Raw genomic sequence first — 21,703 nt, forward strand, 5'->3', positions numbered from 1 at the left:
GCTGACATCAGAAGTTTCTGCTCCAGCAAATGGCTGCCAGTTGTGTCTTCGACGCGCGCTATAGATGAAAAGGCATGACGTGCGACAAAAATTTCACTCGATGGGTTATACAGTAACGAATTGTTTCAACTTCTTTCGGCCCGGGGTTTATCCACAGGGTCGGGCCAGAGCGGCGGGGTGGTATGCAAGTCGATCTTCAGACACAGGGCGCCGACGTGGCCGCCTTGCCACGGTTTCAGCGGGCGGCGGTTCACGCCGGGCGCTTGCAGCGTTGGGGTGTGGGCCTGCTCGGGCTGGCGCTGCTGGGGTTGGTGTCGGCGGTGTTCGTCGACCTGTTCGCCGCGCAGACGATCTGGCCGGCGCTGCTGGTGAACCTGTCCTGCGCCTTGCTGGTGGCGGTGGCGGGCCTGCAGTCGGCCTGTTGGCTCAGTCGCTGGCGGGAAGAGGCGAGCAACCCTGTGCCGCTGGCGGCGCTGCCCGAGGAGGAGCCGCCACGCACCGGCCTCTCGGCGGTCCTGGCACTGCGCTGGCGGCGCCTGTTGCGGCAGATCGGCGCCCCGACCTTGTGGCTCGGCGGCTGGTCGCTGCTGATCCTGTACAGCCTGTCGCAGGTGTTCAACCTGGCCTTGCCCGCCACGGCCCTGGGCCTGAGTGCCAGTGTCGGCGCGGTGCTGGCGTTGCTGCTGGCCTTCGCCCTGCTGGTGCTGGAACGCCAACTGGCCCAGGAACCGGCCCTGGAGTGGCCGGAGGCCGGCGCCCTGGCGCAACTGTTGCGGGTGTCGATCCTGTGCCTGCTGGTCAGTGCCCTGTGCCTGTTGTTCAGCAGCGACACGGCGCTGTGGCCGGTGCGCCTGGCGGTGCTGACCGGCCTGCTGCCGGCGCTGGTGGCGGGGGAGTTGCTGCTGCGGGCGCTGTTGTCGCTGTTCAGCCCGCAGCGTGAACAGCTTGAGCCGCGCTTGCTGGCCCACAGTGTGATCGCCGATATGCTGCGCTGGCCGCCGCAGCCGCTGCTCAGTCTGCAGCATGAGTTGCACAACCGGTTCGGCATCGATCTGCGGCAGATCTGGGCCTTTACCTACATGCGCCGGGCGCTGCTGCCGGTGCTCGCGGTGGTGCTGGCAATCGCTTGGCTGTTGACCGGCGTTCATGAACTTTCGCTGCAAAGTCGCGGCATTTATGAGCGTTTCGGCAAGCCGGTGCAGGTCTTTGGGCCGGGGCTGCATGTGGGCCTGCCCTGGCCGCTGGGCCGGGTCATCAGGGTGGAAAACGGCGTGGTCCACGAGTTGGCCACCAGCGTCGGCGACAGCCCGCAAGCGCCGCTGCCGGCGGCCGCCGAAGCACCGGCGCCGGCGCTTGCCAACCGCCTGTGGGACGCCAGCCACGTGAATGACAAATCCCAGGTCATCGCCAGTGGCAGCGACCAGCAACAGAGCTTCCAGATCGTCAACATGGACGTGCGCTTCGTCTACCGCATCGGCCTGGACGACAAGGCGGCGCTGGCCGCGACCTATAACAGCAGCGATGTGCCGACCCTGATCCGCAGCACCGCCAGCCGGGTGCTGGTGCACGACTTCGCTTCGCGCACCCTCGACGGTCTGTTGGGCGAGGACCGAACCGGGCTGGCGGACGACATCGGCAAGGCCGTGCAGGCCGATCTGAACAAGCTGGACAGCGGTGTGGAAATCCTCGCCACCGTGGTCGAAGCCATCCATCCGCCGGCCGGCGCCGCCAATGCCTATCACGGTGTGCAAGCGGCGCAGATTGCGGCCCAGGCGCTGATCTCCCGGGAGCGTGGCGCCGCCGCCGAACAAACCAATCAGGCGCAATTGCAGGCCAGTGTGGCGAATGACCAGGCCCGGGCCAGCGCCCGGGAGGTCCAGGCCACGGCCCAGGCCGCCGACCTGCGCTTTGGCGCCGAGCAAAAAGCCTATGCCAGCGCCGGTCAGGCCTTTGTCCTGGAGCAGTACCTGAGCCAACTGAGCCAGGGGCTGAGCCAGGCCCGGCTGCTGATTCTCGATCATCGTCTGGGGGGCGACAGCGCGCCGACCCTCGATCTGCGTACATTCACCCCGCCCGCCGACCCTGTGGCGCGGGGCAAAGCCGCTCAGCCAGGAGCCGTCCATTGAGCCAGTCTGCCCACTCTCACGATCACCCCGCTCATGACCATGGGCACGGCCATCATCACCATCACGGTCATCACCACCACCATCACGGCGCGCCGGCCGAGGCCGGGCCCTTCCCCTGGCGGCGCATGAGCTGGGCATTGCTGCTGGTGCTGTTCGCCGTCGCCGCCGCGAGCCTGGTGCAGGTGCGCTCCGGCGAGGCCACGGTGATCACCCGTTTCGGCAACCCGGCGCGGGTGCTGCTGGAACCGGGCCTGAGCTGGCGCTGGCCGGCGCCATTCGAAGCGGCGATTCCGGTGGATCTGCGTCTGCGCACCACCTCCAGCGGTTTGCAGGATGTGGGCACCCGCGACGGTTTGCGCATCATCGTCCAGGCCTATGTGGCGTGGCGGGTGCAGGGCGACCCGGACAACGTGCAGCGCTTTATGCGTGCCGTGCAGAACCAGCCCGATGAAGCGGCGCGGCAGATCCGCACCTTCGTCGGCTCGGCGCTGGAAACCACGGCCAGCAGTTTCGACCTGGCCAATCTGGTGAACACCGATGCCGGCAAGGTGCGGATCGCCGATTTCGAAGGGCAATTGCGCAAGCAGATCGATCAGCAACTGCTGGCCACTTATGGCGTGCAGGTGGTGCAGGTGGGCATCGAGCGCCTGACCCTGCCGTCGGTGACCCTCACCGCCACCGTGGATCGCATGCGCGCCGAGCGGGAAACCATCGCCACCGAACGCACCGCCATTGGCAAGCGCGAGGCGGCGCAGATCCGCTCCGCCGCCGAGCGCGATGCGCGGATTGTCCAGGCCGATGCCTCGGTGAAGGCTGCGGATATCGAAGCCCAGTCGCGGGTGGAAGCGGCGCAGATTTATGGCCGCGCCTACGCCAGTTCGCCACAGCTGTACAACCTGCTGCGCTCCCTGGACACCCTGGGCACCGTGGTGACGCCGGGCACCAAGCTGATTCTGCGCACCGATGCCGCGCCATTCCGGGTGCTGGTGGACGGCCCGCCGAGCCTGCCGGGTAAAGCTTCCGGGTCGCAGCCATGAATAAGGTTCCACGTGGAACACATGAATCAAGCAGCCCGTGGATTCAGGCCGGACGTCTGGCCTTTATCGCGCTGTACGTGGTCACGGTGCTGGCGGCGGTGGCCTGGGCGGTATCCAATGTGCGGCAGATCGATCCACAGAACCGCGCCCTGGTGTTGCACTTTGGCGCTCTGCAGCGGGTGCAGAACGCCGGTTTGCTCCTGGCCTGGCCGCAGCCCTTCGAGCAGGTGGTGTTGTTGCCCGCCGCCGACCGGGTGCTGGAGCGGCGGGTCGAAGGCTTGCTGCGTTCCGATGCCGCCCTGGAAGGGGATCGGGTGGCGAGTCTGGCCACGCCCTTGAACGATACCCTGGCCGGTTCGGGCTATCTGCTCACCGGCGATGCCGGGGTGGTGCAGCTGGATGTGCGGGTCTTCTACAAGGTCAGTGACCCCTTCGCCTATGTGCTGCAGGGCGACCATGTGCTGCCGGCCCTGGATCGCCTGGTCACCCGCAGCGCCCTGGCCCTGACCGCCGCCCGTGATCTGGACACCATCCTGGTGGCGCGTCCGGAGTTGATGGGCACTGACAATCAGGCCGCCGAACGTCGTGAACGGCTGCGCGGCGATCTGTTGCAAAGCATCAACCAGCGGCTGGCGCAACTGAGCGCCAGCGGCCAGGGCATTGGCCTGGAAGTGACGCGGGTGGACGTGCAGTCGAGCCTGCCGCAACCGGCGGTGAGTGCCTTCAACGCGGTGCTGACCGCCAGCCAGCAAGCCGACAAGGCGGTGGCCAATGCCCGCACCGAGGCCGAGAAGCTGACCCAGAGCGCCAACCAGCAAGCCGATCACAGCCTGCAGGTGGCCCATGCCCAGGCCAGCGAACGCCTGGCCCTGGCCCGGGCCCAGACCGCCACGGTGCAGAGCCTGGCCCAGGCACAACGCGATGGCACCGATCCGCAAATGCTCCTGCGCATCTATCGCGAACGCCTGCCGAAGATTCTCGGGCAGGCCGGCTCGGTGACCACGGTCAACCCCAAAGACGATTCCCGCCTGATCATTCAGGGAGCTGAACAATGACTGCTTCAACCCAGGCGGCCCCCGCCAGCATGCTGACCAGCGCCGAGCAACGCAGCGCCGCGCGCCAACTGACCCTGGCCATGCTGGCCCTGGGGCTGTTGGGGCTGGGCCTGCTGTGGCGCTGGCAGGCCCCGGAGCAGGAGGGCGTGAGCCAGTTGCTGTTGGGGGTGGCGTCCTTGCTGGTGGCGGTGCCGGTGATGCGTTCGGCCTGGTTCAGCCTGCGTTATCCCAGCCTGCACGGCATCACCGATCAACTGATCGCCCTGGCCATGCTCGGTGCCTGGGCCACCGGCGATCTACTGACCGCCGCCTTGCTGCCGATCATCATGATCTTCGGCCACGTGCTGGAGGAGCGCAGCGTGATCGGCTCCCAGGAAGCCATCGACGCCCTGGGCCGTCTGACCCGCAGCCTGGCGCGCAAGGTCCAGGCCGACGGCAGCGTGCTGGAAGTGGACAACGCCAGCCTCAAGGCCGGTGATCGGGTGGAGGTGCGCGCCGGTGACCGCGTGCCGGCCGACGGCCTGGTGCTGTCCGGTCAGGCCAGCCTGGACACCGCGCCGATCACCGGCGAGTCGGTGCCCCTGGAAGCCACGGTGGGCATGCAGGTATTCGGCGGGGCGATCAACCTGGACGGCTTGTTGCGGCTGCAAGTGACCCGCACCGGTGAGGAGTCGACCCTGGGCAAGGTCATCGGCCTGATGCAGAGCGCCGAGCGGGCCAAGCCGCCCATCACCCGTTTGCTGGAGCGTTATGCCGGCAGTTATCTGGTGCTGGTGCTGCTGTTGGCGGCGGTGACCTGGTTCATCACCCGCGATGCCCAGGCCATGCTCGCGGTGCTGGTGGCGGCGTGTCCCTGTGCCCTGGTGCTCTCGGCCCCGGCCACGGCCATCGCCGGGATCGCCGTGGCCGCGCGCCACGGCATCCTGATCCGCAGTTCGGCCTTTCTTGAAGAACTGGCGGACCTGACCTCCCTGGTGGTGGACAAGACCGGCACCCTGACGTTCGGCACCTTGCGCCTGCAGGCCATCGACAGCCCCGAGCCGGACCCGCACGGCGTGCTCAACCTGGCCGCCAGCCTCGGCTCGGCCAGCAGTCACCCGGTCAGCCGGGCCCTGGCCGGGTTGGTGCCCCAGGAAGACCAATGGCCGCTCAGCGACATCCATGAACGCCAGGGCCTGGGCGTGGTGGCCCGTACCGGACAGGGCGAAGCGGCCCTGGGTCGCCCGGAGCTGTTCAGCCAGTTGGGCATCACTACCAGCCCGGTGCCGGAGCATGACGGACCGATTGCCGGGCTTGCGCTCAATGGCCAGTTCCGCGCTTGGCTGCTCCTGGCCGACAGCGTCAAGCCGGAGGCTCAGCACGCACTGGCGGAGTTGCGCGAACTGGGGCTGGGGCGGCAGTTGCTGCTCACCGGCGACCGGCAGAGCGTGGCCGACACTCTGGCCCTGGAGGTGGGGATCAGCGATGTCCAGGCCCAGGCCCTGCCGGAAGACAAACTCAAGCGCGTGCTGGGGGAAATCGACAAGGGCTTCCGGCCGATGGTGGTGGGGGACGGCATCAACGATTCCCTGGCGCTGAAAGCCGGGGTGGTGGGCGTGGCCATGGGCGCCGGTGGCGCGGACATCGCCCTGGCGTCGGCGGACGTGGTGCTGATCGGCAGCGACCTGCGCCGCCTGGGCACCTGCGTGCGCCTGAGCCGCGAATGCCGGCGCACCTTGCAGGTCAATGTGATCATCGGCCTGGGCTGGACCCTGGCCATCGTCGCCTTTGCCGCCTTTGGCTGGCTGGGAGCGGCGGGGGCCATGATTGCTGCGCTGCTGCACAACCTCAGCACCTTGCTGGTGCTGGGCAATGCCGGGCGCCTGCTGCGGTTCCAGGAGCCGTTGCTCAAGCTGTAGCCGCTGGCTTGCCGGCGAAACGCGGCTGTGCAGTTTTTTTTCATCCCGGCTGTAACGCCGGGATGCCTCCTCTCTCTAGTGCTATGACGGGATTGCACAAGCTGCCCGTCGACCCCTTGCGACTATTGAGGAATAAAAAATGAACATGAAGAAAACCGCTGCCGGTGCTGCCCTGGCCTTCGCTGCCGCCACTATGTTTGCCAGTGTCGTGACTCAAGTGTCTGCTGCCGATGCCCAGGTGCACTGCTACGGCGTCAACGCCTGCAAAGGCCAGAACGACTGCAAGACCAAGGACCACGCCTGCAAAGGCATGGGCGCTTGCAAAGGCCAGGGCTTCAAGGCCATGACCCAGGCGGCGTGCGAAAAAGCCGGCGGCAAAGTCGGCGAGTAAGCGGCGAATCCGTGCTGCCGCAGTGGCGACTGACGACCACTGCGGCCACGTTGCGAGGAGTTCGCGATGTCTGACCTTTCTTCCTGCCTGGGCTACGGCCTGGGTTTGCGCAGCGCCTACTACCAGCAGATTCTCGATGAAGCACCGGACGTCGACTGGTTTGAAGTGGTGTCCGAGAACTTCATGGTCGAGGGCGGCAAGGCTCTGTATTACCTGGACGCCATTGCCGAGCGTTACCCCATCGTGATGCATGGGGTGTCGCTGTCCATTGGTGGTCCCCATGCCCTGGACCTGGACTACCTCAAGCAACTCAAGCAACTGGCCCGACGGGTGGACCCGGCCTGGATCTCCGATCACCTGTGCTGGAGCCGGGGCAACGCTCATCAACTGCACGATCTGCTGCCCTTGCCCTACACCGAGGAGAGCCTGGAATACGTGGCGGGTCGGGTGCGGCAGGTGCAGGAGGTGCTGGAGCGGCCCCTGGTGCTGGAGAACGTCTCCAGTTATGTGCGCGCCGCGGCCGATCAATTCAGCGAATGGGAGTTTCTCGCGGCCTTGAGCCAGCTCAGCGGCTGCGAGCTGTTGCTGGACGTGAACAACGTCTATGTCAGTTCGCGCAATCACGGTTTCGATCCCTGGCAGTTCATCCAGGGGCTGCCGGCGCAGCGGGTGCGGCAACTGCATCTGGCCGGGCACCAGGACTACGGCGATTACGTGATCGACACCCACGACCATCCGGTGTGCGATCCGGTCTGGGCACTGTATCAACGCACCCTTGAACACCTGGGTCCGGTGGCGACCCTGCTGGAGCGCGACGATCATTTTCCACCCTTGCACGAGCTGCTCACCGAACTGCACAAGGCCCGCGCGCTCGGGCAACAGGCTCTGGCCGGGAGGCAGCGATGCGCCTGAATGACTGGCAATTGGCTTTCGAACGCTATCTGCTGGGCGAACAGGCCCAGGCCCGCGCGGCCCTGCAACAGAGCCTGATCGGTGGCCCGACCCTGGATGTCGAGACGGGCCTGGCGATCTATCACAACGCCTACCTGGCCCGGCTGCAGGAGGTCATGGGCAGCGACTTCCCGGCCATCTGGCACTGGCTGGGGGACGCTGAATTCCAGGCACTGACCGGCGCCTATATTCGCCAATGCCCGTCCCGGCATTTCAGCCTGCGCTGGCTGGGGCAGGGTTTTGCCGAGTTTATCCAGGGCCATCTGGTGCCGGAGCAGGGCGCGCCCCTGGCGGAACTGGCGCGCCTGGAATGGGCCTTCACCCTGGCCTTCGATGCCGCCGAAGCCCAGGTGCTGACGGTGGAAGCCATGGCCGGGCTGGAGGCTGAACAATGGCCGCTGCTGCAACTGCGCCTGGCGCCCTGTGTGCAGTGGCTCGACTGTCGCTACAACAGCCTGGCCCAGTGGCGCGCGGTCAAGGAGCAGGGGGATTTCCCCGACAGTGCCTTACTCGATCAGCAACAGGTGTGCCTGGTCTGGCGAGCGGAGCGGGTCTGCCGGTATCGCAGCCTGACCGCCGAAGAAGCCGCGGCACTGCGGGGCATGATCGAGCAACAGTGGAATTTCGCGGAACTCTGCGCCGAGCTGGCCGTCACTTATGCCGAGGGGGCCCCGTTGCAGGCGGTTACCTGGCTGAAACAGTGGGTCGAAGAGGGCCTGGTGGTTCGCCGCGAATCCTGAAAAAACGCTGGAAATTCGATAGCCAGCTATTTTTTCAAGATGGTCTACCCTCATTTCAGACGTCTGAAACAGGGGGGATTTTTCATGCTCGCGCAACTTCCACCGGCCTTACAGAATCTGCAATTACCCTTACGCCTGCGGCTCTGGAATGGCCATGAATTCAACCTTGGGCCAGAGCCCAGCGTCACCATCGTGGTCAAGGACCCGCAGCTGGTGGCGCAATTCACCCATCCCAGCCTCGATGCGCTGGGGGGCGCCTTTGTCGAAGGCAAACTGGAACTCGAAGGTTCCATCAGCGAAGTCATCCGGGTCTGCGACGAGCTGAGCCAAGCCCTGCTGGATGAAGACGACGATAATCAGCCAGTGCGCACCCTGCACGACAAGGCCACGGACGCGGCCGCCATTTCCTATCACTACGACCTTTCCAATGCCTTCTACCAGCTGTGGCTCGACAGCGACATGGCCTATTCCTGCGCTTATTTCGAGACCGGCAGCGAGTCCCTGGAGCAGGCCCAGCAAGCCAAGTTCCGCCATTTGTGCCGCAAGCTGCGCCTGCAACCGGGGGACTACCTGCTGGACGTGGGTTGCGGCTGGGGCGGACTGGCCCGCTACGCGGCCCGCGAGTTCGGCGCCAGGGTCTTTGGCATCACCTTGAGCAAGGAGCAACTGGCCCTGGCGCGGGAACGGGTGAGTGCCGAGGGCCTGGACGATCTGGTGGAACTGCAGCTGTTGGACTATCGCGATCTGCCCCAGGATGGCCGCTTCGACAAGGTGGTCAGCGTCGGCATGTTCGAACACGTGGGCCACGCCAACCTGGCGCAGTATTGCCGGACCCTGTTCAACGCGGTGCGCGAAGGCGGCCTGGTGATGAACCACGGGATCACCGCCAAGCACATCGATGGACGTCCCGTGGGCCGGGGCGCCGGTGATTTCATCGAGCGTTACGTGTTCCCCAATGGCGAGCTGCCGCACCTGGCGATGATCTCCGCGCAGATCAGCGACGCCGGGCTGGAAATCGTCGATGTCGAAAGCCTGCGCCTGCATTACGCGCGGACCCTGGACCACTGGAGCGAACGCCTGGAAGACAACCTGGAGGCCGCCGCCCGCCAGGTTCCCGAGCAGGCGCTACGGATCTGGCGGCTGTACCTGGCGGGTTGCGCCTATGCCTTCGCCAAGGGCTGGATCAACCTGCACCAGATTCTCGCGGTCAAGACCCATGCCGATGGCAGCCATGAGTTGCCCTGGACCCGCGACGACCTCTATCACCCTTAGGCCGACCCTGACCGGCAGCTTACAGAATCGGCGAAATCAGCCGCGCGACGCGCATGCCCAGTTGTTGCATGCGGTGGGTCTGGCGGCTGTCTTCCTTGGCGATTTCCCGAGCCTTGGCGAAGTCGGCCTTGAGCATGTCCTCCACCTCGGTGGCGAAGTCGTCGTCCACGGTCAGCAACATCACTTCGAAATTCAGGCGGAAGGAGCGGTTGTCCAGGTTGGCGCTGCCGATGGCGCTGATCTCGTTGTCGATCAACACCACCTTTTGATGCAGGAACCCGGGCTGATAACGGAACACCCGGACCCCGGCGCGCACCGCCTCGAAGGCATAGAGACTGGAGGCGGCGTAGACGATGCGATGGTCCGGGCGCGCCGGCAGCAGGATGCGCACGTCCACGTCCCGCAGCACCGCCAGGCGCAGGGCGGCGAACACCGCCTCGTCGGGAATGAAATACGGGCTGGTGATCCACACCCGTTCGGTGGCGGCGTGGATCGCTTCGACGAAGAACAGCGAACAGGTTTCGTAGGCGTCGGCGGGGCCGCTGGCGAGCAATTGGCAGAGCACGCCGTCGTCCGGGTAAGTGTCCGGAAGGATCAGCGGCGGCAGTTCCCGGGCTGCCCAGAACCAGTCTTCGGCAAAGGACTCCTGCAGGCAGGCCACCACCGGGCCGCTGACCTGCACGTGGGTATCGCGCCAGGGCGCCAGGGGCGGCTTCTTGCCCAGGTATTCGTCGCCGACGTTGTGCCCGCCGACAAAGCCCAGCAAGCCGTCCACCACGACGATCTTGCGGTGATTGCGGAAGTTCACCTGGAAGCGGTTGAGCCAGCCACTGCGAGTGGCGAAGGCGTGCACCTGGACCCCGGCGTCGCGCAGGGTCTGCACATAAGCGGCGGGCAGGGAATGGCTGCCGATACCGTCGTAGAGCAGGTGGATCGACACCCCTTCGGCGGCCTTCTCCAGCAGCAGGCGTTGCAGGCGCCGGCCCAGCTCGTCGTCGTGAATGATGAAGAACTGGATCAGTACCGCCCTGTGGGAACGGCGGATGGCGTTGAAGATCGCTTCGAAGGTGGCATCGCCATTGACCAGCAGGCGCACCTGGTTGTTGGCCAGGCACGGCATGCGCCCCAGCTTGGGCATGGCCCGCAGCGCGGCATAGGCCTGGGAGGCCCGGGCGGCGAGGGCTTCTTCGACCCAGGGGCGCCAGTTCAGCTCGTTGATGGCCTTGTGCATTTCCACGTTGGCCTGGCGCCGGGCCTTGATGTAGGCATCGAAGGTGCTGCGGCCGAACACCAGGTAAGGGATCAGGGTCAGGTAGGGGATGAACATCAGCGACAGGGCCCAGGCAATGGCGCCTTGGGCGGTCCTGACGGTGAACACCGCGTGGATCGCGGCGATCAGCCCGAGAAAATGCAGCAGTGCGATGAGGTAGCCAAAGAGGTGCGGGCCAAAATAATCCATGGGGGCAGCCTTGCTCCTGAAGATTCAATGCCTAACAGACCATGTTCCACGGCGAATGTCGCTATTTTATTCTGCATGCAACGCCGTGCCTTGCTCGAAGTCTAACGGCCACTATTGTCTAGGAGTCATTCGATGAAACTTCGTTTACTGGGTTGGGCGTTGGCGGCGGGAATGGCGCTGCCACTGGCGGCGCAGGCGCAGATGCTGCAACCGGGCTTGTGGGAACTGACCAGCAGCAACATGAAGGTCGATGACCAGAACCTGCCGGATCTGTCGCTGATCCTCGGCCAGTTGCAACAGCAAATGACCCCGGAACAACGGGCCATGCTGGAGAAACAGGGGGTGACCATGGGCGGCAAGGGCATTCGCGTGTGCCTGACGCCGGATCAGGTCAAGTCCGACACCATTCCGCTGCAGGACCCGCAGTCGGGCTGCCAGCAGCAGGTCACCGAGCGCAACGGCAACCAATGGAAGTTCCGCTTCAGTTGTCCCAAGGCCCAGGGCAACGGGGTGGCCAGGTTCATCAGTGATCGCGAATTCACCACCAACGTGATCGGCACCTTCAATGCCACCGGCATACAGCAAAAAGGCAGCATGGACACCCGCGCCGTGTGGCTCGGCCAGGACTGCGGCACGGTCAAGCCGCGGGCTTCCTGATCCCGCGTCGCCGCCGCCGCGCTACGTTGCTGGCGGCGCCGCGTCAGTAGGCTCCGGCGACCTTGGGCTGGGGGGCTAGCGATCGAAGCGCAGGGGCAGGCCCTGGCAGTGGTCGTACAGGCGACCCTGGTGCCAGGCGAGCTGGCCGGACACCAGGGTGGTGGCGACGCTGTGGCGAAAGCGCCGGCCGGCAAATGGCGTCCAGGCGCATTGGGCGAGGATCGGCTGGCTGTCCACGGCCAGCCCTTGGGGCTCGGGACGGATCAGCACCAGGTCGGCCCAGTAGCCTTCGCGCAGGTAGCCGCGGTCGGGGATGGCGAACAGATCGGCCACCCGATGGCTGGTCTTGGCCACCAGGGTGGTCAGCGGCAGGACCCCGTCGGCCACCAGCTCCAGCAGGGCCGGCAGGGCGTGCTGCACCAGGGGCAGGCCGGCGGGCGCGCGGGTGTAGGGCTGCTGTTTCTGCTCCCAGGTGTGAGGCGCGTGGTCGCTGCCGATGACGTCCAGGCGCTGGCTGTTGAGGGCCTGGCGCAAGGCATCGCGATCGGCCTGGGTCTTGATCGCCGGGTTGCATTTGATCAGGTGGCCGAGGCGCGGATAGTCGCGGTCATCGAACAGCAGGTGGTGCAGGCAGACTTCGGCGGTGATGCGCTTTTCGGCCAGGGGCCGGTCCTCGAACAGGGCCAGTTCCCGAGCGCTGGTCAGGTGCAGCACGTGCAGGCGCGTGCCGTGTTTCTTCGCCAGTTCCACCGCCAGGGACGAGGAGCGGTAGCAGGCCTCGGCGTCGCGAATGCGTGGATGGGCGGCGGCGGGAATCTGTTCGCCATACAGTTGCTGCCAGCGTTGTTGCGCGAGCTGGATGCTCGGGGTGTGTTCGCAGTGGGCCAGGAGCAGGGTGGGCACCTGGCGAAACAGCCGGTCCAGCACCTGGGGATCGTCCACCAGCAGGTTGCCGGTGGAGGCGCCCATGAACACCTTGACCCCGGCGACCTGGGTCGGGTCCAGAGCGGCGACGGTGTCCAGGTTGTCGTTGCTGACACCGAAGTGAAAGCCGTAGTTGGCCACCGAGGCGATCGCCGCGCGGCGCTTCTTGTCCGCCAGGGCGGCCAGGGTCAGGGTCGCCGGTGAGGTGTTGGGCATGTCCATGAAGCTGGTGATGCCTCCGGCCACCGCGGCGCGGGACTCGCTATGGATGCTGCCTTTTTCCGGCGCGCCGGGATCACGAAAGTGCACCTGATCGTCGATCATTCCCGGCAGCAGCCATTGACCCTGGGCGTCGATTTCCAGGTCGGCGCTGAGGTGGTCGAGGCTGCCGATGGTCTCGATGCGCCCGTGATTGACCAGCAGATCGGCGTCGAACTCGCGACCTTCGTTCACCAGCCGGGCATTGCGGATAAGGATTCGGCCCATGCTCAAAACTCGTTCTGCAGGGCCTTGTAGCCACGCACCAGATCGACGTTGGTGCGGGCCACGTCCTCGGAAAACTCCGAGGCGCTGATGCTCACCGGAGGGAACTGCGCCAGGTCGGTGTTGGGGCCGATGCGGGTGGTGGAGGGCACATAGAAGCCCGGCGGCAGGTCGCGACCGTCCACCACCGAGTTGTGCCGGACCACGCTGCCGTCGCCCACCTCGCAGTTGAACAGCACGCTGTTGAAACCGATGAATACTCGATCGCCGACCACGCACGGGCCGTGGACGATGGAGCGGTGGGCGATGGAGGTGTGCTGGCCGATGGTCACCGCCGCGCCGGATTTGGAGTGGATCACCACGCCGTCCTGGATGTTCGAGTTGGCGCCGATGGTGATGGCTTGCATCTGGCCGCTGGCATCCACCTCATCGGCGCGGATCACCGCGTAGGGGCCGACGAATACGTTATCGCCGATCACCACCTTGCCGCAGATGATGGCGGTCTTGTCGACGTAGGCGGATTCGGCGATCACCGGCAGATCGCCGGAAGGGTTTTTACGAATCATGACGCGAGTCCTTCAAGGGGGAACTGATGACTTCCACCGCGCCATCGCGAATGGCGTTGTAGAAACAGTTGGGGCGGCCGGTGTGGCAGGCCGGGCCGTGCTGATCCACTTGCAGCAAAACGGCATCGCCGTCGCAGTCCAGGCGCGCTTCGATCAGGCGCTGGCGATGGCCGGAGCTTTCGCCCTTGCGCCACAGGCACTGGCGCGAGCGCGACCAGTAGCAGACCTGACCGCTGGCCAGGGTTTCGGCCAGGGCCCGGCGGTTCATCCAGGCCAGCATCAGCACCTCGCCGCTGTCGTGCTGCTGGGCGATGGCGGCGATCAGCCCGTCGCTGTTCCAGGGCAGGGCGTCGAGCACCGCGGTCAGTGGCCAGCGACTGCCCAGGGCAGCGCTTTCCAGGTCCAGCAGCGATAGCGCAGGGCGTTGGATCATTGCTGGCTCAAGGCGTCGTACAGGGTGTTGAGGTTGTGTTCGAACAAGCCGATGAAGGTGCTGGCCGGGCCCGTGGCCGCCAAGGCATCGGAGTACAGGGTGCCGCCGATGTGGGCGCCGCTTTCGTCGGCGATCTGCTGGAGCAGGCGCGGGTTCTTGATGTTTTCCATGAACACTGCCTTGACCTTGGCGTTGCGGATCTGGGTGATCAGCGCCGCGACTTCGGCGGCCGAGGGTTCGCGTTCGGTGGACAGGCCCTGGGGCGCCATGAAGTCGATGCCATACGCCTGGCCCAGGTAGCCGAAGGCGTCGTGGGAGGTGACGATCTTGCGGTTGCCCGCAGGCAGGGCGCCGAGCTTGGCCTTGGCCTCGGCCAGCAGGCGGTAGATCTGTTGCAGGTAGGCCTGGCTGTTGCGCTGATAGTCGGCCTGGTGAGCCGGGTCGGCGGCGATCAGCGCCTGGGTGATGTTGCGCACGTAGAGTTCGCTGTTGGCCAGGTTGTGCCAGGCGTGCGGGTCGGGAATCTGTTCGCCGTCTTCGTCCAGGGTGCGTGGAATCACCCCGCGACTGGCGGTGATCACCGGCGTCTGGCTGGCCGAGCTGGCCACCAGACGATCCAGCCAGGGTTCGAAGCCCAGGCCGTTCTTGATGATCAGCCGGGCCTTGAGCAGGGCCTTGGCATCGTCCGGCGTGGGTTCGTAGGTGTGGGCGTCTTCGTCGGCGCCTACCAGGTTGGTGATCTGTACATGCTCGCCGCCGACCTGGCGGGTCAGGTCGGCAAGGATGCTGAAGCTGGTGACCACGGCCAGCTTGTCCGCGGCCTGGGCACTGGACCACGACAATGGCAGCAGCAGGCTGAACAACACGAGTAGAGCGCGCATCGGGAAACACCTCATGGGGATGTGAGCAAAGGCGGGCGGTGCAACAGGCCGTGCACCGGACCGAACACCACGGACAGCAGGTACAGGCCGCCGGCCACCAGGACGATGGCCGGGCCGCTGGGCAACGAGTAATGGAACGACAGCAACAGGCCGAGCCACACCGACAGGCAGCCGAGCACGGCGGCGATGCCCAGCAGCCTCGGCAGGCGCCGGCTCCAGAAGCGCGCGGCGGCGGCCGGCAGCATCATCAGGCCGACCACCATCAGCGCACCGATCGCCTGGAAACCCATCACCAGATTGAGCACCACCAGGGTCAGGAACAGGCCGTGGGCCAGCGGGCCCAGGCGGCTCACGCTGTGCAGGAACAACGGGTCGAGGGTGTCCAGCAACAGGGCCTTGTAGATCAGGGCCAGGGCCAGCAGGCTGCAGGCCGAAACCAGGAGCATGGCGTTGAGGGTCGGGCCGTCCACCGCCAGGGCCGAGCCGAACAGCAGGTGCAGCAGGTCCAGGCGTTTGCCCGCCAGCCCGAGAAGCAGCACGCCGCTGGCCAGGGAAATGGGATAGATGGCGGCGATGCTGGCGTCTTCCCGCAGGCCGGTGCGGCGGGTGATCCAGGCGGCCAGCCCGGCCATGCCCAGGCCGGCGCCGAGTCCGCCGAGGGTCAGGGCCGGCAGACTGAGGCCGGCCAACCAGAAGCCCAGGGCCGCACCGGGGAGAATGCCGTGGGCCACGGCGTCGCCGATCAGGCTCATGCGCCGCAGGATCAGAAACACCCCCAGAGGCGCGATGCTGCAGGCCAGGACCAGACCGCCGAGCAGCGCCCGGCGCATGAACAGGAACTCGCTGAAGGGCTGCCAGAAATGCGCGGCGAACTGCATCAAGCCACCTGCGTCTGGACGGGCGCGGCAATCAGTTCGCGGCTCGGCGCGTAGACGCAGCCGGTGCTTCTGATCAGCAGGGCCTGGGGGATGTGCTGGCGGACCGCGGCCAGGTCATGGCAGACCAGCAGCAGGGTCCGGCCCTGGGCATGCCAGGCGTGCAGTTGCTGCCAGAGCAGGGCCTGGCCCGCTTCGTCGAGGGCGGCATGGGGTTCGTCCAGAAGCAGCAGGGGGGCGTCGGTGAGGCTCATCCGTGCCAGCAGCGCGCGCTGCAATTCGCCGCCGGACAAGGCCATCAAAGGGCGTTGTTCCAAACCGCTCAGGTGCCAGGCGGCGAGGGCGGCCTGGAGCTTGTCCCGGCGGCTTTTCGCGGGCTCGCGCTGGCCCCAGAACCCGGCGGCTACCAGCTCTTGCAGGCTGATGGGAAATTGCCGGTCCAGCGTTTGCTGTTGCGGCACGAACGCCAGGCCACCCCGTTGCGGAATGGCCCGTTCGACCTTGCCGGCCAACGGCTTTTGCAGCCCGGCCAGGACTTTCAGCAGGCTGCTCTTGCCCGAGCCGTTGGCACCGATCACCGCGCTCAGGCTGCCGGCGGGCAGGTGCAGATCCAGGGGCGGGGTCAACGGCTGGCCCGGCGCGCCCCAGAGCAAAGCGTGGCAGCGCAGCATCAGGCCTCCCAGTTCCAGCGACTTTCCGCCACGGCGTCATGGGCGTGCAGGCTTTCGGCATGCACCACCCGCAGGTGGAAGGCGTTGATGCCGGGGGAGCGGCGCAAGGCCAGGTGCAGGCGGCGGGCGGCGTCTTCGCAGAACATCAGGTTCTGTCCGTTGGCCAGGGCAAAGGCTTGTTCATCGGCGCGTTTGACCGCGGTCTGCACGGCGGTGCCCAGGGCGCTTTCTGCGTCGTTGATCAGCGCTATCAAAGGCAGCTCATCGAGGAAATCGTCCAGGCGCAGGCGCAAGTGGGCATTGCTGCGCTGACTGTGGGGCGTGGCGACTATGCCTTGGGTCGAACCGAGCCAGGCCAGGACATCTGCGTGCTGCAGCGGCCGGTTGGCGAAGTCCTCGACAAATTGCTGTTGGATCAATTGCCGCGAAAGGGCTGCCGAGCAGGGACAGGTGGAGGAATACGGCACGTCGATTTTTAGTTCCACGTGGAACATCGCGTTGTTCAAGCGCGCCTCGATGCTCAGCGGATAGCGCTTCCAGCCGGCCAAAGGGCTGACCAGGGCCGGGCGTTTGAGCAGCAGATCCACGTGCAGGCGCAGGTAGGCGCTGTGAGCCAGGCCGTCATGGCTGTCGAGAAAACGCTGCAAGAGCCGACGCAACAGTGCCGGGTTGAGGTTTTCCTGTTCGAGCATTTCCAGGGCCAGGTACAGGCGCGACATATGAATGCCCCGCGCTTCGCCATCGTCGAGGCTGACACCGGCGTCGGCCTTGGCCGCGGTTCGCTGGCCGTCGATCACTACAGGTAAGGCAATGCCGCACATGCCCACCCATTCCAGAGGCAAGGCTTGGCTTGAGGCCTGCGCGGCGATATCCGGCAGAGTCAGCGCGTTCATGGACAGGTCCGTCGTGGGAAATAATTCGACATGTTATATTATAACAATGCGTTCGATGGGAAGTTTTTCCTCGACGGTTGTTCATCCTGCCTTGTGAGTACGGACGCTCCTTTTTTGCGGTGTTTGCCATGCACAGACGTCAATTGCTCAACCTGCTGTTGGCCAGTACGGCCCTGATGTTGCCCTGGAGTGTTAGCGCCGCGCAGATTCGCAATGCCCGGCTGTGGAACTCGGCGGACAAAGTGCGCCTGGTGCTCGATCTGAGCGGGCCGGTGCACTACAAGACCTTCAGTCTCAGCGCCCCGGAACGCCTGATCATCGATCTCAGCAGCGCTCGCCTGGGGGGCGACTTCAGCCAGCTGAACCTGGCCAACACACCGATTCGCGCGATCCGCTCCGGGCCTTTTGGCCAGGGCGACACGCGGATCGTCCTTGACCTGACTCAGCCGCTGCAGCTCAACAGCTTTCTCCTGCCGCCCCAGGATGGGCAGGGGCACCGGCTGGTGCTGGACCTGTCCGCCCCCGGCAAGGCAGCGCTGCCGATCGCTGCGGCCAGCACAGCCCTGGCCAAGCCCGAGGCGGCGCCGGGCAAGCCTCATCCCAAGCGCGACATCATGGTGGTGGTGGACCCCGGCCATGGCGGCAAGGATCCGGGCGCGGTCGGGGCCAAGGGCGAGCGGGAGAAGGATGTGGTGCTGGCCATCGCCCGCTTGCTGGCCAAGCGGCTCAAGCGCGAGAAGGGATTCGACGTGAAGCTGGTACGCAACGACGACTTCTTCGTGCCGCTGCGCAAGCGCGTGGAGATAGCCCGCAAGCACCAGGCCGACCTGTTCATCTCGGTGCATGCCGACGCGGCGCCGCGTCTCACGGCGTCCGGTGCTTCGGTGTACGCCCTGTCCGAAGGCGGCGCGACGTCGGCCACCGCGCGCTTGATGGCCCAGCGGGAAAACGGCGCCGACCTGCTGGGGGCGACCACGCTGCTCAACCTCAAGGACAAGGACCCGATGCTGGCGGGGGTGATCGTGGATATGTCGATGAACGCCACCATCGCCGCCAGCCTGCAACTGGGCAGCACCGTGCTGGACAGCCTGTCGGGGGTCACCACCTTGCACCAGAAGCGTGTGGAACAGGCGGGTTTTGCGGTGCTCAAGTCACCGGACGTACCGTCGATCCTGGTGGAAACCGGCTTCATCTCCAACAGCCGCGACAGCCAGCGCCTGGTCACCGCGCGTCACCAGCAGGCGATTGCCGATGGCCTGTTCAACGGCCTGCAGCGCTACTTCGAAAAGAACCCGCCGGCCAACAGCTACCTGGCCTGGCTGCAGGAAACCAGGATCACCCGCCCCGTGTAGGAGCCTGCTTGCCGGCGAACAGGTCAGTGAATGTTGCGCCGTTTCCAAGGATGCCTTCGCTGGCAAGCCAGCTCCTACAGCCGCCGGCGCCTGTACTTGGCGCGGTGTTGGGGCGGCTAGCAACCGCTGATGCGGCTGCAGGTGAACTGGGCGCGGCTGCCGCCGGAGCTGGAGAAGCGGTTGCGGGTGGTCCAGCCCACACGCTGGCTGTAGCCCACCCAGGCCTCGCCATCGGAAGCCAGGCCGGTGAAGAAGGTCAGTTGCCCGTAACGGCTGTTGGTCTGCACCCAATAGCGTTTGCCGATCACCTCGAACCCGCGCAAGTAGGTGGTGCTGCCTGCCGTGGCGACGCTGTAGGCATTGCCCAACGGATCGACGCAGGCCAGCAGGGTGGCGCTGCGGGTGCAGGTGGCCAGGGGGTTGGGCACGGCGGCACCGGCGTGACCGGCAAACGTCAGGATCAGGCTTGAAAGCAGGAGCGGCAGGGCGAGGCGCATGGCGATTCTCGTGATGGCAGGGACCCAGCATCGCGCCCTTCGTCGCGGGCGGCAAGGGAGGGTTGGCTAATTTGTGTTGTTATAATATAACATTAAATAAAGCCTGATCCGTGACCCGCCATGACTGAACAAGAGCTCCTCGCCGAACCCCAAGCCCATTACATGAACGACGCCCAACAGGGCTTCTTCCGCGAACGGCTGCTGGCCCAGCGCACTGAGCTGCAGGAACGCATCGCCGCGGAATTCGACCTACTGCGCGAACAGGAACCCCACAGCGATCCCGCCGACATCGGCAGCGCCGAAGAACAGCGGCAATGGCAACTGCGCCTGCTGGAGCGGGAGAAGAAGCTTCTGGACAAGATCGACGAGGCCCTGGAGCGCCTGGCCCGTGGGGAATACGGCTGGTGCGCCGACACCGGCGAACCCATTGGCCTGCAGCGCCTGCTGCTGCGGCCCACCGCCACCCTGTGCATCGAAGCCAAAGAACGCCAAGAGCTGCGCGAACGCCACCAACGGGCGCTTTGACCCCGCCGCGAACCTGATGAGGAAACACCCATGACCGAGCGACTTCCCGTTACCGTGCTGTCCGGCTTTCTCGGCGCCGGCAAGAGCACCCTGCTCAATCACGTCCTGCGTAATCGCGACAACCTGCGGGTGGCGGTGATCGTCAACGACATGAGCGAGATCAACATCGACGGCAGCGAGGTGCAGCGCGATGTCAGCCTCAACCGCGCCGAAGAAAAACTGGTGGAAATGAGCAACGGCTGCATCTGCTGCACCCTGCGCGAAGACCTCCTGGAAGAGGTGGGCAAGCTGGCCCGCGACGGGCGTTTCGACTACCTGCTGATCGAATCCACCGGGATCTCCGAGCCGTTGCCGGTGGCGGAAACCTTCACCTTTCGCGACGAATCGGGCCAGAGCCTGGCCGATATTGCCCGTCTCGACACCATGGTCACCGTGGTCGACGGCATGAATTTCCTGCTGGACTACCAGGCCGCGGAAAGCCTGGCCAGCCGCGGTGAAACCCTGGGCGAGGAGGACGAGCGTTCGATCACCGACCTGCTGATCGAGCAGGTGGAGTTCGCCGACGTGATCCTGGTCAGCAAGATCGACCTGATCAGCAGCGCCGAACGCCAGGAACTGCTGGCGATCCTGGCGCGGCTCAATGCCCAGGCGGAGATCATCCCCATGGTCATGGGCCAGGTGCCCTTGGCCAAGATCCTCAATACCGGGCGTTTCGACTTTGAACGGGCGGCCCAGGCGCCGGGCTGGCTGCAGGAACTGCGCGGCGAGCATGTGCCGGAAACCCAGGAATACGGCATCGCTTCCACGGCCTACCGCGCCCGGCGACCCTTTCACCCGCAACGCTTCTTCGACTTCATCAACCGGCCCTGGGTCAACGGCAAGCTGCTGCGCTCCAAGGGCTTCTTCTGGCTGGCCAGCAAGTACCAGGAGGCGGGTAGCTGGTCCCAGGCCGGGGGCTTGATGCGCCACGGTTTCGCTGGGCGCTGGTGGCGCTTCGTGCCCAAGCAGCATTGGCCCCAGGACGAGGAAAGCACCGCCGCGATCCTGCACAACTGGACGGCGGACACCGGCGACTGCCGCCAGGAGCTGGTGTTCATCGGCCAGAACATCGACTTCGCCCGGCTCTGTGCCGAGCTCGACCTGTGCCTGCTGGATGACGATGAAATGGCCCTGGGGGTCGAGGGCTGGAGCCTGATGAGCGACCCTTTCGGCTCCTGGCATGAAGAGGAGGCGGCCTGATGCTGACCCTGAGTTCCCCGGTGACTCCACTGCGCCTTCCATTGACGGCCAAGAGTTTGCTGCGGCCTTGTGCGGTGCCGCAGGTTTCGCGGCGCGCGGCCATTGGCCAGACCCCGGCAGTGCTGGCCGAGGTGCTGGACGATGAGGTCAACCTCGGTCTGTGGCAGCGCCAGTTGCCGGCGCACATCGAGGATTTCGGCGAGTTGCTGTTGTCCCTCAATGAGCCATTGGCCGAGTCCCTGTCCCTGGAACTGCCGGATGAGGATTGCCCACCGAACCTGCAGGGCCTGGCGTCGGGCTTCCGCGATTTGCACGGTTATAACGGCTTTATCGCCGACGTTTCCTGGCTGGTCAGCGCCTTTGCCTGCCTGTTGGGCGCCAAGCGCGTCGGGTTGCGCCTGCGGGTGCTGGACAAGGCCATGTGTCCGCGTTTTCACGTCGACCATGTGCCGGTGCGCCTGATCACCACCTACGCCGGGATTGGCAGCCAGTGGTTGCGCGAGGGCGCGATGGATCGCCGCCAACTGGGGCAGGCCGCGGCCGAACCCAGGGACCCGGCATTGATCCAGCAGATCGGCACTGGTGAGGTGGCACTGTTCAAGGGTGAGAAGTGGCATGGCAACCAGGGCTTCGGCCTGATTCACCGTTCGCCGCAACCGGCGCCGGGGGAGCGGCGGCTGATCCTCACCCTTGATTGGCTGGGATGACCCGCCAGCGTTCGCGGGCAAGCCCGCTGCTACGGCGGTCGGCGGATTTTCGTCACGACCGGGAAGGGCGT

At 65.8% G+C, this 21,703-nt stretch carries 22 protein-coding genes; 13 read left to right on the plus strand and 9 right to left on the minus strand.

Annotated features, from left to right (window positions below; all coding sequences use genetic code 11):
* The first annotated feature begins 182 nt into the window (after nucleotides 1–182).
* The 8 genes from hflK (GGI48_RS15185) to cfaB all read left to right on the plus strand — a co-directional run bounded on the left by hflK (GGI48_RS15185) (nucleotide 183) and on the right by cfaB (nucleotide 9,470).
* Entirely contained in the window at nucleotides 183–2,126 is a 1,944-nt protein-coding gene (gene hflK / locus GGI48_RS15185; protein ID WP_179599003.1) for a protease modulator HflK, read from the plus strand.
* Nucleotides 2,123–3,163: a protease modulator HflC gene (gene hflC, locus GGI48_RS15190; protein WP_016966254.1), complete on the plus strand. Its 1,041-nt coding sequence runs from the start codon at nucleotides 2,123–2,125 to the stop codon at nucleotides 3,161–3,163. Before hflK (GGI48_RS15185) ends, hflC begins: the two co-directional genes overlap by 4 nt.
* On the plus strand, nucleotides 3,160–4,218 hold the full coding sequence (hflK, locus tag GGI48_RS15195) for a protease modulator HflK (RefSeq protein WP_179599005.1): 1,059 nt from the start codon (nucleotides 3,160–3,162) through the stop codon (nucleotides 4,216–4,218). The genes hflC and hflK (GGI48_RS15195) overlap by 4 nt, the downstream gene beginning before the upstream one ends.
* Entirely contained in the window at nucleotides 4,215–6,116 is a 1,902-nt protein-coding gene (locus GGI48_RS15200; RefSeq protein WP_103740654.1) for a cation-translocating P-type ATPase, read from the plus strand. The genes hflK (GGI48_RS15195) and GGI48_RS15200 overlap by 4 nt, the downstream gene beginning before the upstream one ends.
* A 139-nt stretch (nucleotides 6,117–6,255) precedes the next feature.
* Nucleotides 6,256–6,507, plus strand: coding sequence for a hypothetical protein (locus GGI48_RS15205; RefSeq protein WP_179599007.1), 252 nt, complete (start codon nucleotides 6,256–6,258; stop codon nucleotides 6,505–6,507).
* 66 nt (nucleotides 6,508–6,573) lie between these two features.
* The gene (locus GGI48_RS15210) at nucleotides 6,574–7,419 is read left to right on the plus strand and encodes a DUF692 domain-containing protein (RefSeq protein ID WP_179599009.1); all 846 of its coding nucleotides are present in this window, start codon (nucleotides 6,574–6,576) and stop codon (nucleotides 7,417–7,419) included.
* Nucleotides 7,410–8,198: a DNA-binding domain-containing protein gene (locus GGI48_RS15215; protein ID WP_179599011.1), complete on the plus strand. Its 789-nt coding sequence runs from the start codon at nucleotides 7,410–7,412 to the stop codon at nucleotides 8,196–8,198. The genes GGI48_RS15210 and GGI48_RS15215 overlap by 10 nt, the downstream gene beginning before the upstream one ends.
* An 84-nt stretch (nucleotides 8,199–8,282) precedes the next feature.
* Nucleotides 8,283–9,470 carry a C17 cyclopropane fatty acid synthase CfaB gene (gene cfaB, locus GGI48_RS15220; protein WP_047306704.1) on the plus strand — a complete coding sequence of 396 codons (1,188 nt, stop codon included), beginning with the start codon at nucleotides 8,283–8,285 and terminating at the stop codon, nucleotides 9,468–9,470.
* A gap of 19 nt (nucleotides 9,471–9,489) precedes the next feature.
* On the opposite strand, the gene cls is transcribed toward cfaB, so the two are convergent.
* On the minus strand, nucleotides 9,490–10,929 hold the full coding sequence (gene cls, locus GGI48_RS15225; RefSeq protein WP_179599013.1) for a cardiolipin synthase: 1,440 nt from the start codon (nucleotides 10,927–10,929) through the stop codon (nucleotides 9,490–9,492).
* Nucleotides 10,930–11,061: 132 nt separating this feature from the next.
* Here cls and GGI48_RS15230 point away from each other — a divergent pair, with 132 nt between their 5' ends.
* A complete protein-coding gene (locus tag GGI48_RS15230) occupies nucleotides 11,062–11,586 on the plus strand; it encodes a DUF3617 domain-containing protein (RefSeq protein WP_016966262.1) in 525 nt (174 codons plus the stop codon).
* A 75-nt stretch (nucleotides 11,587–11,661) separates the two neighbouring features.
* Here GGI48_RS15230 and GGI48_RS15235 read toward each other — a convergent pair whose 3' ends face one another.
* The 7 genes from GGI48_RS15235 to folE2 are packed head-to-tail and all read right to left on the minus strand — an operon-like array spanning nucleotide 11,662 to nucleotide 17,312.
* Nucleotides 11,662–12,996 carry a dihydroorotase gene (locus tag GGI48_RS15235; RefSeq protein WP_179599015.1) on the minus strand — a complete coding sequence of 445 codons (1,335 nt, stop codon included), beginning with the start codon at nucleotides 12,994–12,996 and terminating at the stop codon, nucleotides 11,662–11,664.
* A 2-nt stretch (nucleotides 12,997–12,998) separates the two neighbouring features.
* A complete protein-coding gene (locus tag GGI48_RS15240; RefSeq protein ID WP_016966264.1) occupies nucleotides 12,999–13,559 on the minus strand; it encodes a DapH/DapD/GlmU-related protein in 561 nt (186 codons plus the stop codon).
* A complete protein-coding gene (hisI, locus tag GGI48_RS15245; protein WP_016966265.1) occupies nucleotides 13,549–13,992 on the minus strand; it encodes a phosphoribosyl-AMP cyclohydrolase in 444 nt (147 codons plus the stop codon). Before hisI ends, GGI48_RS15240 begins: the two co-directional genes overlap by 11 nt.
* Entirely contained in the window at nucleotides 13,989–14,873 is an 885-nt protein-coding gene (locus tag GGI48_RS15250) for a metal ABC transporter substrate-binding protein (protein ID WP_179599018.1), read from the minus strand. The genes hisI and GGI48_RS15250 overlap by 4 nt, the downstream gene beginning before the upstream one ends.
* A gap of 11 nt (nucleotides 14,874–14,884) precedes the next feature.
* Nucleotides 14,885–15,751, minus strand: a complete 867-nt coding sequence (locus tag GGI48_RS15255; protein ID WP_179599020.1) for a metal ABC transporter permease — start codon at nucleotides 15,749–15,751, stop codon at nucleotides 14,885–14,887.
* Nucleotides 15,751–16,419 carry a metal ABC transporter ATP-binding protein gene (locus tag GGI48_RS15260; RefSeq protein WP_179599021.1) on the minus strand — a complete coding sequence of 223 codons (669 nt, stop codon included), beginning with the start codon at nucleotides 16,417–16,419 and terminating at the stop codon, nucleotides 15,751–15,753. Before GGI48_RS15260 ends, GGI48_RS15255 begins: the two co-directional genes overlap by 1 nt.
* Nucleotides 16,419–17,312 carry a GTP cyclohydrolase FolE2 gene (gene folE2, locus GGI48_RS15265; RefSeq protein ID WP_103740647.1) on the minus strand — a complete coding sequence of 298 codons (894 nt, stop codon included), beginning with the start codon at nucleotides 17,310–17,312 and terminating at the stop codon, nucleotides 16,419–16,421. Before folE2 ends, GGI48_RS15260 begins: the two co-directional genes overlap by 1 nt.
* Nucleotides 17,313–17,440: 128 nt before the next feature.
* On the opposite strand from folE2, the gene GGI48_RS15270 reads away from it, so the two are divergent.
* Nucleotides 17,441–18,664, plus strand: coding sequence for an N-acetylmuramoyl-L-alanine amidase (locus GGI48_RS15270; RefSeq protein ID WP_179599023.1), 1,224 nt, complete (start codon nucleotides 17,441–17,443; stop codon nucleotides 18,662–18,664).
* A gap of 116 nt (nucleotides 18,665–18,780) precedes the next feature.
* Here GGI48_RS15270 and GGI48_RS15275 read toward each other — a convergent pair whose 3' ends face one another.
* The gene (locus GGI48_RS15275) at nucleotides 18,781–19,161 is read right to left on the minus strand and encodes a hypothetical protein (RefSeq protein ID WP_047306698.1); all 381 of its coding nucleotides are present in this window, start codon (nucleotides 19,159–19,161) and stop codon (nucleotides 18,781–18,783) included.
* A 120-nt stretch (nucleotides 19,162–19,281) separates the two neighbouring features.
* On the opposite strand from GGI48_RS15275, the gene dksA reads away from it, so the two are divergent.
* From dksA to GGI48_RS15290, 3 genes are read left to right on the plus strand one after another with little or no spacing between them, the layout of a single operon-like run.
* A complete protein-coding gene (gene dksA, locus GGI48_RS15280; RefSeq protein WP_103740644.1) occupies nucleotides 19,282–19,686 on the plus strand; it encodes an RNA polymerase-binding protein DksA in 405 nt (134 codons plus the stop codon).
* Nucleotides 19,687–19,716: 30 nt separating this feature from the next.
* Nucleotides 19,717–20,925, plus strand: a complete 1,209-nt coding sequence (zigA, locus tag GGI48_RS15285; protein ID WP_016966272.1) for a zinc metallochaperone GTPase ZigA — start codon at nucleotides 19,717–19,719, stop codon at nucleotides 20,923–20,925.
* Complete coding sequence (locus GGI48_RS15290; RefSeq protein WP_016966273.1) at nucleotides 20,925–21,632, plus strand: DUF1826 domain-containing protein; 708 nt, start codon at nucleotides 20,925–20,927, stop codon at nucleotides 21,630–21,632. Before zigA ends, GGI48_RS15290 begins: the two co-directional genes overlap by 1 nt.
* Nucleotides 21,633–21,703: the final 71 nt, after the last annotated feature.

Source organism: Pseudomonas protegens (assembly GCF_013407925.2).
Taxonomy (GTDB): Bacteria; Pseudomonadota; Gammaproteobacteria; order Pseudomonadales; family Pseudomonadaceae; genus Aquipseudomonas; species Aquipseudomonas fluorescens_AP.

Excerpts from the sequence above, each read along its gene's own strand:
- hflK (WP_179599003.1), top strand. The coding sequence starts at position 183 with ATGCAAGTCGATCTTCAGACACAGGGCGCCGACGTGGCCGCCTTGCCA.
- hflK (WP_179599005.1), top strand. The coding sequence starts at position 3,160 with ATGAATAAGGTTCCACGTGGAACACATGAATCAAGCAGCCCGTGGATT.
- GGI48_RS15200 (WP_103740654.1), top strand. The coding sequence starts at position 4,215 with ATGACTGCTTCAACCCAGGCGGCCCCCGCCAGCATGCTGACCAGCGCC.
- GGI48_RS15205 (WP_179599007.1), top strand. The coding sequence starts at position 6,256 with ATGAACATGAAGAAAACCGCTGCCGGTGCTGCCCTGGCCTTCGCTGCC.
- GGI48_RS15210 (WP_179599009.1), top strand. The coding sequence starts at position 6,574 with ATGTCTGACCTTTCTTCCTGCCTGGGCTACGGCCTGGGTTTGCGCAGC.
- GGI48_RS15215 (WP_179599011.1), top strand. The coding sequence starts at position 7,410 with ATGCGCCTGAATGACTGGCAATTGGCTTTCGAACGCTATCTGCTGGGC.
- cfaB (WP_047306704.1), top strand. The coding sequence starts at position 8,283 with ATGCTCGCGCAACTTCCACCGGCCTTACAGAATCTGCAATTACCCTTA.
- cls (WP_179599013.1), bottom strand. The coding sequence starts at position 10,929 with ATGGATTATTTTGGCCCGCACCTCTTTGGCTACCTCATCGCACTGCTG.
- GGI48_RS15230 (WP_016966262.1), top strand. The coding sequence starts at position 11,062 with ATGAAACTTCGTTTACTGGGTTGGGCGTTGGCGGCGGGAATGGCGCTG.
- GGI48_RS15235 (WP_179599015.1), bottom strand. The coding sequence starts at position 12,996 with ATGGGCCGAATCCTTATCCGCAATGCCCGGCTGGTGAACGAAGGTCGC.
- GGI48_RS15240 (WP_016966264.1), bottom strand. The coding sequence starts at position 13,559 with ATGATTCGTAAAAACCCTTCCGGCGATCTGCCGGTGATCGCCGAATCC.
- hisI (WP_016966265.1), bottom strand. The coding sequence starts at position 13,992 with ATGATCCAACGCCCTGCGCTATCGCTGCTGGACCTGGAAAGCGCTGCC.
- GGI48_RS15250 (WP_179599018.1), bottom strand. The coding sequence starts at position 14,873 with ATGCGCGCTCTACTCGTGTTGTTCAGCCTGCTGCTGCCATTGTCGTGG.
- GGI48_RS15255 (WP_179599020.1), bottom strand. The coding sequence starts at position 15,751 with ATGCAGTTCGCCGCGCATTTCTGGCAGCCCTTCAGCGAGTTCCTGTTC.
- GGI48_RS15260 (WP_179599021.1), bottom strand. The coding sequence starts at position 16,419 with ATGCTGCGCTGCCACGCTTTGCTCTGGGGCGCGCCGGGCCAGCCGTTG.
- folE2 (WP_103740647.1), bottom strand. The coding sequence starts at position 17,312 with ATGAACGCGCTGACTCTGCCGGATATCGCCGCGCAGGCCTCAAGCCAA.
- GGI48_RS15270 (WP_179599023.1), top strand. The coding sequence starts at position 17,441 with ATGCACAGACGTCAATTGCTCAACCTGCTGTTGGCCAGTACGGCCCTG.
- GGI48_RS15275 (WP_047306698.1), bottom strand. The coding sequence starts at position 19,161 with ATGCGCCTCGCCCTGCCGCTCCTGCTTTCAAGCCTGATCCTGACGTTT.
- dksA (WP_103740644.1), top strand. The coding sequence starts at position 19,282 with ATGACTGAACAAGAGCTCCTCGCCGAACCCCAAGCCCATTACATGAAC.
- zigA (WP_016966272.1), top strand. The coding sequence starts at position 19,717 with ATGACCGAGCGACTTCCCGTTACCGTGCTGTCCGGCTTTCTCGGCGCC.
- GGI48_RS15290 (WP_016966273.1), top strand. The coding sequence starts at position 20,925 with ATGCTGACCCTGAGTTCCCCGGTGACTCCACTGCGCCTTCCATTGACG.